Origin of the sequence: Clostridium sp. AM27-28, assembly GCF_003480955.1 — a bacterium.
Classification (GTDB): Bacteria; Bacillota; Clostridia; order Lachnospirales; family Lachnospiraceae; genus Otoolea; species Otoolea fessa.
In genome coordinates this window covers 110,876-129,756 of record NZ_QUJT01000004.1, presented here as the reverse complement: position 1 = coordinate 129,756, position 18,881 = coordinate 110,876, and the positions used below count along the sequence as shown (strand labels likewise).

The following is an 18,881-nucleotide window of genomic DNA, read 5'->3' as shown; positions in this document are numbered from 1 at the left end:
CCTATATTTTTATAGTTTCTTTCTACTGCAAAATCATGTATTTCAGCCCTATCCTACCACTCCGCAGCTCCCTTAAAAAATCCTTTCTTACTTCTTAAACAGGAAAATAGACAACCATTACACATTTCTGGTTACTGTTCACGCATACGTGCCCAGTAACGGAATTTGCCGTGGCTTCGCATTTAAATACGGCAAATTCCTGCTGCCACCACGTTTTCTTACGGCACTTTCGGTTCCAAAAGTGCCTACCTGTGAACAGTAACCATTTCTGCATTCCTATAGCCACAAAATGTCTCCTTTGAGATTGAAAAAGCGCCGTCTTTCTGCTATAATACATAGTTGCATTGATTTCTTTCATTAAAATTAAGAAACATTACAAAAAGGGCGTAAAAAGGCGCAATAAGAAACCGAAAGAAAGGCGGAAATCCTGATAAGCAAAGGGTTTTCGGATAGGTAAATCATAAAATGAAATTAGGTATCGTAGGTCTGCCAAACGTAGGCAAAAGTACACTGTTTAATTCTCTGACCAAGGCCGGCGCTGAGTCTGCCAATTACCCGTTCTGTACCATCGATCCGAACGTCGGTGTCGTACCGGTTCCAGATCCGCGTCTGGGTCAGTTAGCAGCTCTTTATAATTCTGCCAAAATCACTCCGGCTGTGATCGAGTTCGTTGATATCGCTGGTCTGGTAAAGGGCGCTTCCAAGGGCGAAGGTCTTGGAAACCAGTTCCTTGCCAATATCCGTGAGGTAGACGCGATCGTACACGTTGTCCGTTGCTTTGAGGATCCAAATGTTATCCATGTAGACGGCAGCGTCAATCCGCTCCGCGATATCGAAACCATCAACCTGGAGCTCATCTTCTCCGATATGGAAGTTCTGGAACGCCGTATTGCCAAGACAACCAAGAGCGCCATGGGAAATAAATCCCTTGCAAAAGAGCTGGAAACTCTGAAAAAACTGTATGCGCACCTTGAAAACGGCAATCTGGCTAAAGGCTTTGAGCCGGAGGACGAGGATGAACTCACGTTCATCAATACGCTGGACCTCTTAACCTGGAAACCGGTTATCTTCGCTGCCAACGTATCTGAGGATGATCTGGCAGATGACGGTGCTTCCAATGAATATGTAAAACAGGTTCGCGAATTTGCAGCTGAGAACGACAGCGAGGTATTTGTTATCTGTGCACAGATTGAACAGGAAATCGCAGAACTGGACGAGGACGAGAAAAAGATGTTCCTCGAAGATCTCGGTCTGACCGAATCCGGTCTTGAAAAACTGATCGCAGCCAGCTACCGTCTGCTTGGTCTCATCAGTTATCTGACTGCCGGAGAAACCGAGACACGCGCATGGACCATCAAGGTCGGCACCAAAGCTCCGCAGGCAGCTGGAAAGATCCACTCTGATTTTGAGCGCGGTTTCATCAAAGCCGAGGTAGTCAACTATCAGGATCTCTTAGACTGTGGTTCCTACAATGCAGCCAGAGAAAAAGGGTTGGTACGCATGGAGGGCAAGGACTACGTGGTAAAGGATGGCGATGTTGTGCTGTTCCGTTTTAATGTTTAATACCCCTTCCATATAATTTAAAAACATTTTCCCCGAAATTCGCTCATACACTGTATTAAACGAATTCCGGGGATTTTTTATGAGCTCAAAAACAAAAATTGTCGTACTCCGCATGAAAGAGATTATTTATACTGCTATCTTTATCGGACTGGGGCTTCTTCTCATCGCCCTTCTTCTCATCATGTTCCGACCGGGCAGGAAGACGCAGAGCGCCTCCGCTCCCGCTGCGGCCGGCATTTCCTATCTGCCTGGTATGTACAGTTCCACCCTGACACTCGGCAGCCAGGCAGTCAACGTCGAAGTCACGGTTGATTCTACCCAGATCACCTCTGTTACCTGCCGTCCTTTAAGCGATTCCATCGAAACTATGTACCCACTGCTCTCCTCTTCCGCTTCGCATCTCTCGGAGCAGATCGTGAGCACGCAATCGCTTGAAAATCTCTCCTTTGAAAGTGGCAGCCAGTATACCTCGCAGGCATTATTAAATGTGATACATACTGCATTAGCAAAAGCAATCCTTTAAATATCGTATAGCATAACATCAAAAATTTCAGAGAACACCTTCATCAGATGCTTCAGAAAAGCACCTTATCTTTTAACCAAAAAAATCCGGCTGAACCATCTTTCCAAACGGTTCAACCGGACTTTTTATTTCCGTATTCTTTTACGTTATTTACTGAATAACCTTAACCGGGCACTTCGCTGCACAAGCTCCGCAGTTTACGCACTTCTCATAATCGATAACAGCTACGTTGTTATCCATATGGATTGCGTCAAACTTACACTGCTTGGTACACAGCGTACAGCCGATACAGCCAACCTGGCAGGCTGCCTTGACAGCCGGTCCACGATCGTGGGAGCTGCACTGTACCAGATGTTTTGCCTTGTACGGTACCAGGTCGATCAGGTGTTTCGGGCAGGCTGCCACGCAGGCACCACACGCTACACACTTCTCTTTGTCTACAACCGCTACGCCGTCTACCACGTGGATTGCATCGAATTTACATGCCTTCACACAGGTACCGAAACCGGTACAGCCGTAAGAACATGCCTTTGCACCGCCACCCGGTACAACGGATGCCTTCGCACAGTCCTCGATACCATGGTACTCGTACTGTACTTTTGTCTTGTCGCAGGTACCTTTACATTTAACGAAAGCTACCTTCTTCTCAGAGGAACCAGCCTCTACACCCATGATAGCAGCGATCTTCTCGCCAACCGGAGCACCGCCAACCGGGCAGGCATTGACCGGAGCTTTGCCCTCTGCGATGGCCTTTGCAAGACCATCACAGCCCGGGTAACCACAGCCACCGCAGTTGTTGCCTGGCAGCTCTTCACGAACAGCTGCCTCTTTTTCATCTACTTCAACTTTAAATTTCGCGCCGAACAGACCCAGACCGACACCGACGATGATGCCGACTGCCGCGATCACAACAGCAGCGATAATGATTGAATTCATATCCATTTTCGTCTCCTCCTTCTACAGTAATCCGGAAAATCCGAGAAATGCAATCGCCATCAGACCAGCCGTTACAAGTACGATAGGAGATCCCTGGAAGTTATACGGGATATCATTTCCCTCGATGTGCTCACGGATACCTGCCAGAAGCACGATGGAGATGGTATAACCAACGGCTGTACCAACACCATTTACCACGCTCTGTAAAAATCCATATCCGTTCTGGACGTTTGTCAGGGCAACACCAAGAACGGCACAGTTTGTTGTAATCAGCGGAAGGAATACACCCAGCGCGTTATACAGGGAAACCATGCACTTCTTTAAGAACATCTCAACGATCTGAACCAGTGCTGCGATAACGAGAATGAAAACGATGGTTTTCAGGTAATCGATACCAAGCGGTGCCAGAACGAACTGATAAATCAAGTTTGCAACGATGGATGCGATGGTAATAACGAAGATAACCGCACCACCCATACCAGCTGCTGTTTCAACTTTTTTGGATACGCCGACGAAGGAGCAGATACCGAGGAACTGGCTCAGTACGACGTTGCTGACCAGCGCCGAGCTTATCGCAATAATAAGTAATTCTTTCATCACTTCTCCTCCTGTTCCTTCTTAACTTCTGCATCATGACCAGCACAGCTTAAGCAGTCGCCGCTGCAGCAGCCACCCTTCTTCTTCTCTTTTACGGAACCGTTTGTTGCACACGGCATCTTCAGACGATTCTGAAGAGCAGTCAGGCAAGCCAGTACGAAGAATGCACCCGGCGCCAGGATGAAGATTGAGATCGGCTGATAGGAAGCCGGCATAATCTGGATACCAAAGATAGTACCTGCACCCAGAAGCTCACGGAAAGAACCGATGAGTGCCAGAGCAACTGTAAATCCAAGTCCCATACCGATACCGTCAAATGCAGACAGGATCGGGCCGTTCTTCATAGCATATGCCTCGGCACGGCCAAGGATGATACAGTTAACTACGATCAGTGGAATGTAAAGTCCCAGGGAAGCATATAAGCTTGGAACGAAACCTTCCATCAACATATCTACGATGGTTACGAAGGATGCTACGACTACGATCTCTGCCGGCAGACGCACGCCGTCCGGAATGATCTTACGAAGCAATGCAATCAGAAAGTTCGCCGCAATCAGTACGGCGGTTGTCGAAAGTCCCATGCCGACACCGTTGATGGCGGAAGTGGTTACCGCCAGGGTCGGACACAGACCCAGCATCTGAACGAAAATCGGGTTTTCTTTCCAGATACCGTTATATAAGCGCTCTACATATTTATTCATAATCTTTCCACCTCCTACTGTGCCAGGCAGTTAGCCACGAAATAGATAGCTGCATCTGTCGCGTTGGTGACTGCCTTGGAAGTGATCGTTGCACCACTGATGGCTTCAATCTGATTATCTGCAGACGCGCCTGTCTTTGTAACTTCCAGGTTCTCAGCTTTCTTGCCGATAAACTGATCCTTGAAATCCGGTTCTTTGGCTCTCATACCAAGACCTGGCGTATCGCTGATGCTTAAGAAACCGATACCGGTCAGCTCGCCCTCGTTGGTGATACCAACTGCGATCTGCACGTTGCCGCCGTAGCTCTCTGCGGAGGTAGAGGTAATCAGGTAACCGATCTGGTTGCCGCTTGCATCCAGCGCTTCTTTTGCATCATTGATGGTAACTTTTCCAAATCCCCACTCAGAGATGCTGTCCGCTGCAGCAGTTACTGCGTCAGCCAGCTCCTGCGGTTCATCAAAGCTCGCCGCATCCGGGTAAACTTCCTGATAAGTTTTAGTAGCTGCTGCCTCCTGTGCCTGTGCAATCGGATCCAGCGTAATATCATGTACTGTTCCCAGACAGATACCAGCTACCAGAGTAATAACGAAAAGGATGATTGTATTTTTGATAATCTGGTTCATTATTTCTTCTGACCTCCTTTTCCAAATGCTGTCGGAAGCGTATAGCGCTCAATCAGCGGTACCAGCAGGTTGCTGAAGATGATCGCATAGGAAACGCCCTCCGGAGAAGCACCCCAGAGACGGAAGATTCCGGTTACGATTCCGAGGATCAGTCCGTATACGATCTGTCCCTTCGGAGTCAGAGGACTCGTTACATAATCGGTTGCCATAAAGAATGCACCGAAGATAAGACCACCTGCACAGATCTCACTGAGAGAATAGGTCAGGTTGAATCCGCCAAACAGGAATGTAAATACAAATACGGTTCCAATGTAAATCAGCGGGATAACCGGGCTGATAACTTTGCGGACTACCATGTAAATCGCACCAATCAGCAGGGCAATTACAGATACCTCACCGATAGTTCCCGGGATACGTCCGATTACCAGGGATGCCAGATCCACTGTCTCACCGGCTCTTAACTGTGCCAGCGGAGTTGCACCTGTCAGACTGTCAAATCCAAGCTTTGCGGATGAGAAGTTATTCATAAACAGAGCGAAGGAAGTCAGAAGGAAACATCTGGCTGCCAGTGCCGGGTTCATGAAGTTCTGTCCCAGACCACCGTAAAGCTGTTTTACAACGATGATTGCAAAGAATGCACCAAGAACCGGGATCCAAACCGGGATTTCCGGCGGCATATTCAGTGCAAGAATCATGCCGGTAACAACTGCACTGCCGTCCGAAATCGTAATCGGCTTGTGCATTAATTTCTCATAAAGATACTCGGCTGCCACACTGGCGATCACGGTAGCGATCAGAACCAGAAGTGCATTCATGCCGAACTGCCATACACCATAAACACTGGCAGGAATCATGGCGATCACAACGTCAAACATCAGGCGCTGTGTCGTAACTCCGTCACGAACATGAGGTGATGACGATACTTTTAATAATTTTTCCATTTCTTCCCACCTCCTACTTTCTGCGGCTGGCTGCTACTGCCTTACGCATCTCTTTGAATGCCTGGGTCAGCGGCCGTCTTGCCGGACAAGCATATGCACAGCATCCGCACTCAACGCATTCCATGCCGTTTAAGCTCTGGAATTTCTCAAGATCGTGAGCCGTAGATGCTTTCATCATCAGCGGAGGTACAAGGTGCTCCGGACAAACGCCTACACAGCGTCCGCAGCGGATACATGCTGACGGCTCCATCGCTGCTACCTGGTCCTTGGTAAAGGTGGTCAGAGCAGATGAAGTCTTCGCTACCGGGAAGTCAAGGCTGAAAAGAGCCTGTCCCATCATAGGACCACCAGAAATCATCTTCTCCGGTTCCTGTTTAAAGCCGCCTGCTGCCTCTACCAGTCTCTGATAGTTGGTACCAAGACGTACCTCAAAGTTCTGCGGCTCTGCAATGGCGTCACCGGTTACCGTAATGATCTTGCGGATCAGCGGAGTTGTCTTGCATACTGCATTATAAATAGAAGCAACGGTATCAATATTGTCTACGATACAACCTGCATCTGCCGGCAGCATGGAAGAATTGATCTCACGTCCTGTCACTGCATAGATAAGTGTACGCTCACCACCCTGCGGGTACTTGGTAAGCAGCGGACATACTTCGATTCTCGGCTCGTCCTTTACCATCTCCGTCAGCTTCTTGATAGCCTCCGGCTTGTTGTTCTCGATACCGATAACACCCTTCGCATTGTCAAACAGCTGAAGCATAACCTTCAGGCCGCCGATAATCTGCTCCGGGCGCTCCATCATGGTACGATAGTCACTGGTTAAGTACGGCTCACACTCTGCACCGTTGACGATAACGTAATCAATTGCGTTCTCATCTTTCGGAGTAAGCTTTACATGTGTCGGGAAACCAGCGCCGCCCAGGCCGACGATACCGGCATCCTTAACGATCTTACGGATCTCTTCTTTCGACAGCTTTGTTGCATCTCTGTCTGTTCCGAAGCCCTCAATCGCCTCTTCTTCACCGTCATTCTCCACCAGGATTGACTGAACCATTGCACCATTAGCAACCAGCTTGGACTCGATTCCCTTTACCGTACCGGAAACAGAACTGAGTACGTTTGCGGAAATAAATCCGCCTGCCTCTGCAATGATCTGGCCTTTCAGCACGTGATCGCCCTTCGCTACCAGTGGTTTCGCAGGTGCGCCAATATGCTGGGACAGCGGATAAACCATGATCTCGCCCTGTAACGGTTCGAGAACCTTGATCGGCTTATCCTCAGACAGTTCTTTACCCTCATATGGATGAATGCCGCCTATAAATGTAGCCAAACCCATCAATTAAACCCTCTTTCTCTTACTAAATTTTCCTTCATCCTCCACCCATTCACCTCCCGTCAGATGCCTTTTCTGCCGAAATTGTGAAAATATTATCGGGCGTAGGAGCTAGAATCTACCGCGTATAGTATAACACAGGTAAAAAAAATTCACAATTGAAAAATGAATCTTCTGCCCCCTTCACTCTGTATAAAAATTAATACAAATGGTTATAATATACCTTTTGTTTATACAGAATTAACAAAACTGTGTAAAAATCCCGTAAAACTTTCTCTTAAATACTATGTCAATAGCCTTGGCGAACAAAGGAAAGTCCGACGGAGTTTGCCTCTGCCGGACTTTCCTTTGTTCTCGTTACCTAAAGAGCTACACAGTCTACTGGAAAAACTTACTCCAGTACCCCTGCACAAAAATAAACAGCACAATCAGCGGAATGACATACGTCACATACACCCGCACCTGGTGCGGGAACTTCACGCCTTTTCCCTCATTTGCCTCCTTGAGGAAATTCTCAAATCCCCATCCATACCGGCTGGTACAGAACATCAGGTAAACGAGGCTTCCGAGTGGAAGCAGGTTGTTGCTGACGATGAAATCCTCGAGATCCAACACGTTGCTGCCCTCTCCGAACGGCATGAAACCACTCCAGAGATTGAAACCCAGCACGCACGGAAGCGACAGGACCGCAATCACCACCAGATTGACGCAGACTGCCTTTTTGATCGAACAGCCAGTCAGATCCGTTGCAAAGGATACGATATTCTGGAATACCGCTGTGACCGTTGATGCCGCTGCAAAGGTCATAAAGACAAAGAACAGCGTGCCCCAGAAACGTCCGCCTGCCATGTGGTTAAATACATTCGGCAGCGTGATGAAGATCAGGCTTGGTCCCTGTCCTGCCTCGATGCCGTAAGCCGCACATGCCGGGAAAATGATAAGTCCTGCCATAAACGCTACCAGCGTGTCAAGGACCAGTACATTGATTGCCTCGCCGGTCAGACTGCGCTCTTTATCGATATAACTTCCAAAAATCGCCATCGCACCGATACCGATACTCAACGTGAAGAACGACTGTCCCAGCGCTGCAAATACGACCTTGCCGACACCAACCTCCTGAATCTTGCCAAAATCCGGCTTTAAGTAAAATTCAAGTCCCGGACGTCCGCCTTCCATCCGCACCGAATTGATTGCCAGCACAACCATCAGGAATAACAGGCAGACCATCATCATCTTTGTGATCTTCTCAACACCGTTCTGGAGTCCCATCGCACAGATGGAAAAACAGAATACGACACAGAGCAGCATAAATACCGTCATCAGTCCCGGATTTGCCAGTACAGAGCCAAATTCCCCTGCTACACCGTCCGCATCCAGACCCACGAAATCGCCTTTCGCCATCTTGAACACATACAGCAGAAGCCATCCGGCTACCGTCGTATAAAACATCATCAGGACATAGTTGCCCGCCATCGCGAACCATTTTTCAAAATGCCACTTAGTACCCTTTGGCTCCAGCACATCAAATGAAAGCGCCGCACTCTTCTGGCTCGCTCTGCCGACCGAGTATTCCATAACGATGATCGGAAGACCTAAAAGCACCAGAAATGCCGCATAAATCAGTACAAACGCCGCGCCGCCATACTGACCGACGATGTACGGGAATCTCCACACATTTCCCAGACCGATCGCACAGCCCGCGGAAATCAGGATAAATCCCAGCCGAGAGGAAAAACGTTCTCTTCCCATTTCTACTTACCTTCTCCTTTTTTATTTCTACAGGCCCACACTGACAAGAGTCAGACGGGCGCAAAAAAGAGGCGCCTCCGCAAATCCCGGTACCAACCCGAATTTCGGAAACGCCACCAAATGGTATTTTACTATATTCTGTTTTAAAAGACAAGCTTTCAGGTGCTTTTTATCCCTCAAACGTCTCTACTTCCTCCCGGTTCGGCACCGACGGAGCTGCTCCTGGGCGGGAAACGGCGATCGCTGCCGCTTTTGCCGCATGTTCCAGCGCCGTCTTCGGGTCTTCACCGAGCTGTAAGCCGCCGATAAAATAACCGGTAAATGTATCGCCTGCCGCCGTCGTGTCCACAACCGGCACTTTATAGATTCCCTGACGAAGGACTGTGTCGCCATCGCGGTACACGGAACCATCGCCGCCGAGTGTCAGGACAATCTTCGCCTCCGGGAACCGTTTTACCAGTCCGTTCATCAGCGCCTGCGGATCTTTGGTTGCCTCAATGCCGCAGATATCCGACGCCTCCACCTCATTTAATAAGAAGTAATCCACATATTCCAGCGGATAGGACAGGATCTTCGCATTCATCGGGGACGGATTCAGAACGATCTTCATGCCTTTTTCATGGGCTTTCTCCATGATATAGCCGATCTCGCTGATCTCATTCTGTAAAATCAGGAAATCGTCCGCCTCAAACTGGGTCAGGACGCGATCCACCATTTCCTTCGTGATCCGCTGGTTGGCACCGCCATACAGCAGAATGCAGTTCTGCCCTGCCGGATCTTTCTGGATGATCGCGTGTCCTGTCTGCCCGTCGAGATGCTCGATCAACTCCGTGTGGACGCCCGCCTTCTTCATCTGCTCGATAAGGAAATCTCCATCCCCGGCTCCGACAGCTCCGGCGTGCCATACGTCTGCGCCCGCCTTGCTCAGCGCGATCGACTGATTCAGCCCTTTGCCGCCGCTGAATACCTGCAGCGACTCGGAGGACATCGTCTCTCCCGCTCTTACAAAATGATCCACCTGATACGTATAATCAATATTCAGTGAACCAAAATTCAATACCTTCACTCTGCTCCCCTCTCTCTCCGGTTACCGGGACGGCTGTATTCTCGCCGTGCTCTCCCGCACCACCAGTTCCGGCGCAAAGATTACCTTGCTCTCCGGTCTTTTATGTTCCCGTATCTGTTTCAGAAGCAGCCGTACCGCCTCTCTTCCCATCTCCCGTACCTGCTGGCGTACCGTTGTCAGCGGCACCTCCAGCATCCGTGCATAGAAAACGTCATCGTATCCGACAACCGAAACATCTTCCGGTACTTTCTTTCTATATTCCTTGAGTTTTCTGCATACGCCATACGCCGAAGCGTCGTTGCAGGCGAAAATCGCCGTAAAATCCTGTGAAATGAGCTTTTCGACCGCCGCCGCGCCACCCTCCTGCGTATACTCGCCGGCACAGACGAGACGTTCATCCACTGGAATTCCCGCCTCCTCCATCGCCCGGCAGTAGCCATGGTAACGGGCCTCCGAATCCATCTGGGTCGCATGCGGTCCCACAACGCAGGCAATCCGCCGGTGTCCAAGGCTTAACAGATGGCGCGCCGCCAGATAACCGCCGATCTCATGGTCGGTACCGACCGCCGGACAGTTCCGAAGCTCCGGGATCCGGTCAACTACCACATAGGGTATGTGGATCGATTCCAGATAATCGATCTCCTCCGCCGCCATCTCCCGCGTATTATCTTTAGCCATGATAAACACAATACCGTCCGCACCTTTATCCGCCAGAAGATCGATATACTCGCGATCCCGGTCATAATTATCATTCGTGTTGCAGAGAATCACACTCCAGCCATTTTCGCGGCACGCCTCATCGATCGCACGCGCCATATTGGCAAAATATACATTGGAAATATCCGGGACGATAAATCCTATGGTCTTGCTCTGCCGCTTTACCAGACTGACCGCGAGCTGGTTCGGACGATAATTCAGTTCCCGCGCCTTCGCTAGGATCTGATTCTTTGTCTCATCCGAGATCTTATATCCTTTTCCATTGAGAACCAGTGAGATTGTCGTCACGGAAAAACCAGTCGCAGCGGCAATATCCTTGATGGTTGCCCTCACTCATCCACCTCCGATGCGATCAGATCCATGAGAACCTGAATGGATTTCTGATATTTTTCTATCTCGACCCGCTCATTTGGCTTATGCGCCATGCCTGCCTCGCCTGGACCAAATAAGAGAACGGCTGCATCCAGCTTGTGTTCCACCAGGATCGAAGCATCTGTAAAGAAATTAATCCCTGTCGTCTCCACCGGAAGCCCTTTTTTCTCCAGTCCCTTCGAGAGCTGTTTCACAAGCGGATGGGATTCTCCAATCTCGATCGCCCGCCGGTCATTGACAATCCGGCAGCTGACGCGGAATTTTTCTTCTGATGTAACGGAACGCGCCGCCGCAAACGCCTCCGCCTGACCGACTACCATCTGACTTGTCAGTCCCGGTGTCATACGGATATCCATGAGAATCCGGCAGGTGTCCGGCGTCATATTTGGCGCCACGCCTCCGGAAATCTGCGTTACCTGCGCGGTCGATGCGCCGAGAACCGGGTGTGTGAAGCTTTTCACATATGTTTCAATCTCACCTGCCAGCGCCATCGCCTGTTCCACGGCATTGCAGCCCTCCTGCGGGTATGCCCCGTGGCTCGTCTTTCCGTGTGCTTCTATCTCCAGCCACAGGCAGCCTTTCTGCGCCACGCCCAGCCTGCATCCCGTCGGTTCTCCTATCAGAAGCGTTCCAATCGACGTCTCCGGGACTTCCTTTAAGATCTCCTTGGCGCCGATGCCGCCCTTTTCCTCATCACAGGTTCCGAGGAAGCGGATCGTGCGCGGCACCGGACGACCGGATTTTTTATATTCACAGAGCGCGTACACCATCGCGGCAAGCCCACTCTTCATATCGCTGGCACCGCGGCCATAGAGAAAACCGTCCCGTTCCACCGGAACCGCCGGGTCAGTCTTCCATTCTCCGGTATCTCCGTAAGGAACCGTGTCCAGATGACCATTCCAGAAGATCGGAGCGCCCGACTCCCCCTCAAGCTCCGCCAGCACATTGGCGTGTGTCGCGTCAATCCGCTGTATATGTGCAGAAATTCCCGATTTTTCGAAATACTTGCACAAATATTCTGCCACTGCTCCCTCGTCATCCCGTCCATTGACACTCCGAATGGTCAGAAGCTCTTTTAAAAGTTCCACCGCTCCGTCCATACGCGCTCTCCTTTTTCCTGCTATCTTATTTCTGAATCAGCCAGTCTGCGATATTCTGCCACAATTTATTGTAGTATTCCCACTCGCAGAATTCCGGCGGTGCCCAGTGCGGTGCACAGTCGGTTGTGACAACACCGCTGCGCCCTTTTCCATAAGAAGCAAACGCGATAAACGGATCGCCCTCTACAGTAACCGGAACCTCTGCCTCCGGTTTTGCGATTACCTTATTGTAACCGAGAACCTCCGGCCAGTCGGTCGGAATGCCCTTTAAAGCTTCATGCTCGCCCACGGTTACCGGTTTTACACCCTCGCAGTGTTCCATACGGTCATCGACCGTCAGAACCTCGACTGGAAGAACCTCCTGTACGGCTGTGTCATGCCATTTGCCCTTTGCATCCACGCCGGAGAAGGTCAGATAGCCGCCGACCATCAGAAGAGCGCCGCCATCGTTGACATAGTCGCGGATCAGATTGCAGCGGTTCGGCATTTTCTCACTGCGGTTAAACGTAGCACCCGGCAGAAGCAGGGTGTTCGCTCCGATATCGGACAGAATTACCAGATCATACTGTTTCAGTTCTTCCATTGTAAATGGAAATTCCTCATTTGCCAGATGGTTTGGAAGGAATGTCACCTCATAACCACCTGCCTCAAGGGCTGCTTTCAGCCATTTTTCACCGGTTTCATAGGTAGAAGTGTAAAATGAATCAAATCCCTTAACATGGGTTGTATAGCTCATCCAGGACTCGCCTGCCAGTAAAACTTTCTTGCTCATATTTTTATCTCCTTATATATTTATCAATTCCTTATTTCTTCTCTCCCCAGGAAAGAATCAGTTTCGCATACACCAAAATCGCTTCCAGATAGGAATCGAGCTTCAGCCACTCATCCACGGTATGGCACTGTGCGCCCTCGCCCGGTCCGTACTGGATCGTCGGGCATCCGGCAATGTTGCGCCACAGGCGGGAATCACAGCCAAAATGGGATCCTTCCACCTTCACGCTGCGCGAAAGTGCCTCACTGTACGCCTCCTTAAAGGTGTCTACCAGCGGATGATCCTCCTCCATCTCAAACCCATGTCCGGTCTGGTAAATGGAAATCTTCGGCGGATGTGCCTCCATCCACGCGTCGGAACGGCTGATCCGCTCAACGACCTCTGTAAATTCCTTTACAACCATATCCTGATTCATCAGGGTCGGAACATAGTGGACGCAGGTAGAAAAACTGCACTCGCCCGGCACGGTAGAACCGGCGGTTCCACCCTCGATCACGCCGATATTTAAGCTCGGCGGCGGAAGCAGGCGGTGGCGGATCGTCAGAAGCCAGCGGTGCTCCATCTCATTTAACCCCTGAATTACTTTGATCGCCTTCTCGATCGCGCTGACGCCCTCGGCTTTTGCACCGGAATGGCACGCTTTTCCTTCAAAATCAACCTTAAAGAATACCCAGCCCATATGCGCCAGAATCAGGGTATCGTCGGTCGGCTCGCAGTTGACAACGCCGTCGGCTTTCAGACCGCGCATTACCGCCTGGATCGAGCCATTGCCTCCGCCTTCCTCGTCACACACGGAGGTAATTGTCACATCGCCCGGCAGCTCATACCCGGCATCCTGCAAAAGCTTTACCGCCATCACCGATGCCATCAGACCGCCCTTCATATCCGTGCAGCCGCGTCCGTACATCTTGCCATCCCGAATTACCGGCTCAAACGGCGGGTTCGTCCAGCCGTCTTCCATCTCCGCCGGCATAACGTCAATATGACCGTTAAATAACAGGCTTTTTCCGCCCTGTTTTCCTTTAAATGTCGCATAGACATTGGCACGGTCGGTCTGGTTGTGCCCCAGGTTTCCTTCCTGGTGCTTTTTGTAGCTTTCCTGAATCACAGCCTCATCCATCGGATCCACCGTGATCTCGTCGGCTCCCATCGATTCAAACAGGTTTACCATATACTCCTGTCCCTGTTTCTCCAGACCACCGTCGATTCCGTGCCCTAAGTCATGGGTATCAATTCCCACCAGATTCTTGAGTTCTTCGATATATTTCTCTTTGTTCTGCTCTAAAACTTCTTTCAGGTCTCTCATCTATATCTGCCTCCGAACACAAGTATTATAACTATGCCTCGCTGTATCTTCTCAGCCCTGCCTCAACGATATCCCAGAACTTCGCCGCATCGATATCGATCGCTACGTTTGCAGTCGGCTCCTGTCCGCCGTAACCGAAGAAATCGCAGTTGGTACGTCCGTAGGACTGGACGCTACGGATGTCAATGTCCACATGCATCGGTTTCAGGGTCACAACGCTCGGATCAATCAGCCATGCGATCGTAACCGGATCGTGCAGAGGTCCGCCTTCCCAGCCAAATACCTCTTTCTGGGTCTTGCAGAAGAAGCGCATCAGATCCGCAAAGAGCTTGGATGCCTTATTGCCGATCTTCTCCATCCGGTCAACGATCTCCGGATAGCACAGTACCTTGCGGGTAACATCCAGACCCATCATCGTGATTGGGCGTCCGCTGGTAAAGCATACATATGCTGCATCCGCATCGGCGATGATATTGAACTCTGCTGCTGGAGTTACGTTACCATTGGTATACGCGCCTCCCATCAGGACGATCTGTTTGATCTTCGGAATAATCGCCGGTTCCATCCGCATCGCCATCGCCAGATTGGTCATCGGACCGGTTGTCACCATCGTGATATCGCCGTCGGACTCCATCAGGGTTTTGATGATGAAATTGACTGCATGCTCTTTCTCTAATTCTTTTGTCAGCGGCGGGAAAACCGGACCATCCAGCCCTGTTTCACCGTGGATATCGCCCGCTATCATTTTTTCACGCACCATCGGCTGTCCGCAGCCCGCATACACTGGCACATCCACACCGAGCCACTGGCACACATTTCTCGCATTAATCTGCGTTTTCTCCAGCGTCTGGTTGCCTGCTACGACTGTAATACCTAACAGATCGATCTTGTCACTGTTCGCCGCCAGCGTGATCGCGACCGCGTCATCATGTCCCGGATCGCAGTCAAGAATAATTTTTGCCTTTTCCATCTGATTATGTCCTCCTTATAGTATTTTATCTTTCTTCATCATCAGCTTCCCACATGCAGGGAAGATTCTCTCTTCTTGTTGGCTGAAATCTTCGCAATCATGGAAATTGCCAGTACCGCGATGGTCACGATATACGGCATCATCAGAACGAACTGGGATGGAATGCCATATGCCTGGAGACGGGCACCGACGGAATCTGAAAATCCAAAGAGCAGACAGCCCAGTGTAGTCAGAACCGGGTTCGCACCACCGAAATACATGGCTGCAACGCCCATGAAACCACGGTTATTGGTCATGTTCTCGATAAACTGGGTACTGTATCCCAGGGAAAGATGTGCACCTGCCAGACCACCGATGAGACCAGAAAGCAGCATCGCCTGATATTTGATTGCATTTACCTTGATACCTGCCGTCTTGGCTGCTTCCGGAAACTGCCCCACCGCACGCAGACGCAGTCCCCATACAGTCTTATAAAAGAAGAACTGAAGCAGAATAATCAAAACGATGGCAAACCACTCGGTCACACACCAGTTGTTAAACAGGTCGCCAACCACCGGCAGATTGTCTAAAAATCCGAGCGACACACGCGGAATTGCTTTGATGTCCGGGCTGGAAAAGCTGCCGGTGCTGTGGAAGATCGCATTTACCATGAATTTTGTGAGCGCCAGCGCCAGCAAGTTAATACCCATACCGATCGCACAGATCTCAGAGTTATAACGGATGTGACCGACCGCCATGATCATCGCAATCACAGCACCCGCGATCATCGCCGCGATGATACCTAACAGCCAGCTTCCGGTAAAGTAGCTGACCGCTACTGCTGTAAAAGCACCTACCAGCATGATACCCTCAGTACCGATATTTAAGATATTGGCCTGCTGGGTGATTGCCGCACAAAGAGCGGCAAAGATGATCGGAGTCGCTGAACGAAACGTTGCATAAATCAGCGACGCATTAAAGATTTTATCAAAATTCTGCATTATCGCATTCATGCCTTATCCTCCTTCTTCTCCTCCGTTTTCTTTTTACGTTTCTTTGTAAACTGGAATGCAGTCTCCATGGTCGCTATGATAATGAAAACTGCTGTAATGGTATCAACCAGCGATTTTGGTACACCGGTTGACTGCTGCATTCCCATAGCACCTGATTTTAAAACTGCCAGGAAAAATGCCATAAATGGAGTTGAAACCATGTTGTTCTTTACAATCAGAGCTGCCAGCATACCATTGCTTCCAAGTCCAGTTGCGAAGTTGTTCAGGAAATATCCGTGAACACCCAGAACCTCGATGCAGCCTGCCATGCCGCCTAACATACCGGAAAGCATCATAGCACCGACAAATACCTTTTTGGAATCAATTCCCACATAATCCGCATGGGTCGGATTCAGGCCGACGGTACGGATCTTGTAGCCCCAGCTGCTTTTCTGAAGCATAAAAATAATCACAATCACGGTGATAGCTGCGATGAAAATACCAACGTTGACACTGCTGGGTTTCATAAACTGATACAGTCTTACCGTAACCGGCAGGGACTGAGCATTAGCAGTACCGGCACTCATAGGTCCGCTGACCAGATAAGATGTGATATAAAGGGCTACTGTGTTCATCAAAATGGTGGTACATACTTCATTTACATTATAATAGGCACGCAAAACCGCCGGAATAAAGGCCCAGGCAGCTGCTACCACCATAGCACCTACGAAGCAGGCCACATACAGAGCCGGCTTCGGAAGGAAGGTCCAGTTGATGCCGATATAAGCAGCTGTGATACCGCCCAAGAAAACCTCGCCCTCAACACCTACGTTAAATGCGCCTGCTTTCGCTGCAACTGCAAAAGCAATGGATGTCAGCAGCAGCGGAGTAAATCCTGCCAAGGTTGTACCAAGACGAAGCTCTCCGTCAAAAGCACCTCGGAACAGCGCCGCATATGCATCAATCGGATTCTCCCCGATCGCTACGATAAACAGCGCACCGACACCCATCGCAACGAGTATCGTAATAAGAATCCTTCGAATACCATTTAATGTCTGATTCATACTGCTGCTTCACCGTCCTTCCCTGTGTCTGTACCGCCCATCATAAGCAGACCCAGATTGTTCTCATTCGCCTCATCCGCACGCATCTCGCCGGTGATCTTGCCCTCATGGATAACAACGATACGATCCGAAAGGGAGATAATCTCCTCCAGCTCTGCCGATACCAGCAGGACACCGGCGCCTGCCTTTTTCGCCTTTTCCAGTGTATTACGAATCAGCTCGATGGCACCGATATCTACACCTCTGGTAGGCTGGGATGCTACCAGAAGCTTATTGCCAAGAGATACCTCCCGGGCTACTACGACCTTCTGTGCATTGCCGCCGGATAAAGAGGATGTAGGAAGATTATAATCCGCCGGGCGGATATCAAACTGTTCTACCATTTCTTTTGCATAGGTATCCTGTCCTGATTTATTCATCATGATGCCCTTGGTAAATGGAGGCTGATCCAGGCGGACTGCGATCAGATTTTCCTCGATGGTCATGGCACGGTTCAGACCTCTTGTATTTCGATCCTCCGGAATATGGGAAAGACCGCTCTCTCTCACTTTTCTCGGACTCTGATTCGTAATATCCTTGCCGCAAAGAAGGATCTTGCCCTTCTCTACCTTGCGGAGTCCGGTGATCGCCTCAACCAGCTCACTCTGTCCATTTCCATCGATACCTGCCACGCCGACAATCTCACCGGCCTTGACATGCAGGGACATGCCCCGGATCTTCGATGTCTCCTTCTGGCTGGGAATCCACACATCCTGAACCTCCAGAATCGTATCTCCCGCCTCAGAATAAGCCTTATCAATGTTTAAGAATACTTCACGTCCGATCATTCGTTTGGTCAGATCCAGCGGAGAAGTTTCCTCTTTATTAACAGTGCCCATATATTGTCCCTGACGCATCACAGAGATGCGGTCTGATATTGCCATAACTTCATTCAGCTTATGAGAAATAAAGACAAGGGATTTTCCATCCTGTTTCAGATTGTTCAGGATTTCAAACAGACGTTCCGCCTCCTGAGGAGTCAGAACCGCTGTAGGCTCATCCAGAATGATGATATCAGCACCTCGCATCAATGTCTTGATAATCTCGACACGCTGCGCCTCACCAACGGATATCTGGCTTACCTTCTTATCCAGCTGCACGTCCATATGATACTGTTCAATATATTTTTTAACTTCTTTTCTTGCCTTGTCAAAGTCAATTGTCAATCCCTTTTTCGGTTCAAATCCCAGAATAATATTCTCCAGAACCGTCAGCTCATTTACCAGCATAAATTCCTGATGGACCATGCCGACACCGTGCTCAATTGCAATCTTCGGTGTGATGGTTCCCATCGGTTCCCCCTTGACGATAATCTCGCCCTCGTCAATGGGATACATGCCGTACAGAAGCTTCATCATGGTGGATTTACCAGCTCCATTTTCACCAATCAGTGAATGGATCTCGCCTTTTTTCAGAGTAAATTCGCCATGCTTTACCGCCTGAACCTGTCCGAAATTTTTGACAATTCCTTTCATCTCCACTACGTATTCGTTCATTCGATCACCCTCTCGTCCGGAAATGCCTGACGGCTCTTT

At 49.9% G+C, this 18,881-nt stretch carries 18 protein-coding genes; 2 read left to right on the top strand and 16 right to left on the bottom strand.

The window, feature by feature from the left end; genetic code table 11:
- The first annotated feature begins 465 nt into the window (after positions 1-465).
- Entirely contained in the window at positions 466-1,563 is a 1,098-nt protein-coding gene (gene ychF, locus DW720_RS06295; RefSeq protein ID WP_118749384.1) for a redox-regulated ATPase YchF, read from the top strand.
- Positions 1,564-1,642: 79 nt separating this feature from the next.
- Complete coding sequence (locus tag DW720_RS06290) at positions 1,643-2,086, top strand: hypothetical protein (RefSeq protein ID WP_022359781.1); 444 nt, start codon at positions 1,643-1,645, stop codon at positions 2,084-2,086.
- Positions 2,087-2,236: 150 nt separating this feature from the next.
- Here the strand turns inward: DW720_RS06290 and DW720_RS06285 are convergent, their stop codons facing one another.
- From DW720_RS06285 to DW720_RS06210, 16 genes are all read right to left on the bottom strand, one after another.
- A complete protein-coding gene (locus tag DW720_RS06285) occupies positions 2,237-3,028 on the bottom strand; it encodes an RnfABCDGE type electron transport complex subunit B (RefSeq protein ID WP_022359780.1) in 792 nt (263 codons plus the stop codon).
- Positions 3,029-3,043: 15 nt separating this feature from the next.
- Complete coding sequence (locus DW720_RS06280) at positions 3,044-3,619, bottom strand: RnfABCDGE type electron transport complex subunit A (RefSeq protein ID WP_107001556.1); 576 nt, start codon at positions 3,617-3,619, stop codon at positions 3,044-3,046.
- Positions 3,619-4,320 carry an electron transport complex subunit E gene (locus DW720_RS06275; RefSeq protein WP_022359778.1) on the bottom strand — a complete coding sequence of 234 codons (702 nt, stop codon included), beginning with the start codon at positions 4,318-4,320 and terminating at the stop codon, positions 3,619-3,621. The genes DW720_RS06280 and DW720_RS06275 overlap by 1 nt, the downstream gene beginning before the upstream one ends.
- A gap of 14 nt (positions 4,321-4,334) precedes the next feature.
- Positions 4,335-4,943 carry an RnfABCDGE type electron transport complex subunit G gene (locus DW720_RS06270; RefSeq protein WP_022359777.1) on the bottom strand — a complete coding sequence of 203 codons (609 nt, stop codon included), beginning with the start codon at positions 4,941-4,943 and terminating at the stop codon, positions 4,335-4,337.
- Positions 4,943-5,884: an RnfABCDGE type electron transport complex subunit D gene (locus tag DW720_RS06265; RefSeq protein ID WP_107001558.1), complete on the bottom strand. Its 942-nt coding sequence runs from the start codon at positions 5,882-5,884 to the stop codon at positions 4,943-4,945. The genes DW720_RS06270 and DW720_RS06265 overlap by 1 nt, the downstream gene beginning before the upstream one ends.
- Positions 5,885-5,897: 13 nt before the next feature.
- Positions 5,898-7,223: an electron transport complex subunit RsxC gene (rsxC, locus tag DW720_RS06260; RefSeq protein ID WP_107001559.1), complete on the bottom strand. Its 1,326-nt coding sequence runs from the start codon at positions 7,221-7,223 to the stop codon at positions 5,898-5,900.
- Between the two features lie 375 nt (positions 7,224-7,598).
- The gene (locus DW720_RS06255) at positions 7,599-8,969 is read right to left on the bottom strand and encodes a sodium-dependent transporter (protein WP_118749383.1); all 1,371 of its coding nucleotides are present in this window, start codon (positions 8,967-8,969) and stop codon (positions 7,599-7,601) included.
- 169 nt (positions 8,970-9,138) lie between these two features.
- Positions 9,139-10,035, bottom strand: coding sequence for a ribokinase (locus DW720_RS06250; RefSeq protein WP_118749382.1), 897 nt, complete (start codon positions 10,033-10,035; stop codon positions 9,139-9,141).
- Positions 10,036-10,056: 21 nt separating this feature from the next.
- A complete protein-coding gene (locus DW720_RS06245; RefSeq protein WP_118522416.1) occupies positions 10,057-11,085 on the bottom strand; it encodes a LacI family DNA-binding transcriptional regulator in 1,029 nt (342 codons plus the stop codon).
- Entirely contained in the window at positions 11,082-12,224 is a 1,143-nt protein-coding gene (locus tag DW720_RS06240; RefSeq protein ID WP_118749381.1) for a M20 family metallopeptidase, read from the bottom strand. The genes DW720_RS06245 and DW720_RS06240 overlap by 4 nt, the downstream gene beginning before the upstream one ends.
- Before the next feature lie 25 nt (positions 12,225-12,249).
- Entirely contained in the window at positions 12,250-12,996 is a 747-nt protein-coding gene (locus tag DW720_RS06235; RefSeq protein ID WP_118472469.1) for a glutamine amidotransferase, read from the bottom strand.
- A gap of 31 nt (positions 12,997-13,027) precedes the next feature.
- Positions 13,028-14,302 (bottom strand): ArgE/DapE family deacylase, encoded by a 1,275-nt coding sequence (locus DW720_RS06230; protein WP_118467445.1) that lies wholly within the window; start codon positions 14,300-14,302, stop codon positions 13,028-13,030.
- A 31-nt stretch (positions 14,303-14,333) separates the two neighbouring features.
- Positions 14,334-15,272: a nucleoside hydrolase gene (locus DW720_RS06225; protein WP_118749380.1), complete on the bottom strand. Its 939-nt coding sequence runs from the start codon at positions 15,270-15,272 to the stop codon at positions 14,334-14,336.
- A gap of 41 nt (positions 15,273-15,313) precedes the next feature.
- Entirely contained in the window at positions 15,314-16,264 is a 951-nt protein-coding gene (locus DW720_RS06220; protein ID WP_022359766.1) for an ABC transporter permease, read from the bottom strand.
- Positions 16,261-17,307 (bottom strand): ABC transporter permease, encoded by a 1,047-nt coding sequence (locus tag DW720_RS06215; protein WP_118749379.1) that lies wholly within the window; start codon positions 17,305-17,307, stop codon positions 16,261-16,263. The genes DW720_RS06220 and DW720_RS06215 overlap by 4 nt, the downstream gene beginning before the upstream one ends.
- Positions 17,304-18,842: an ABC transporter ATP-binding protein gene (locus DW720_RS06210; RefSeq protein ID WP_022359764.1), complete on the bottom strand. Its 1,539-nt coding sequence runs from the start codon at positions 18,840-18,842 to the stop codon at positions 17,304-17,306. Before DW720_RS06210 ends, DW720_RS06215 begins: the two co-directional genes overlap by 4 nt.
- Positions 18,843-18,881: the final 39 nt, after the last annotated feature.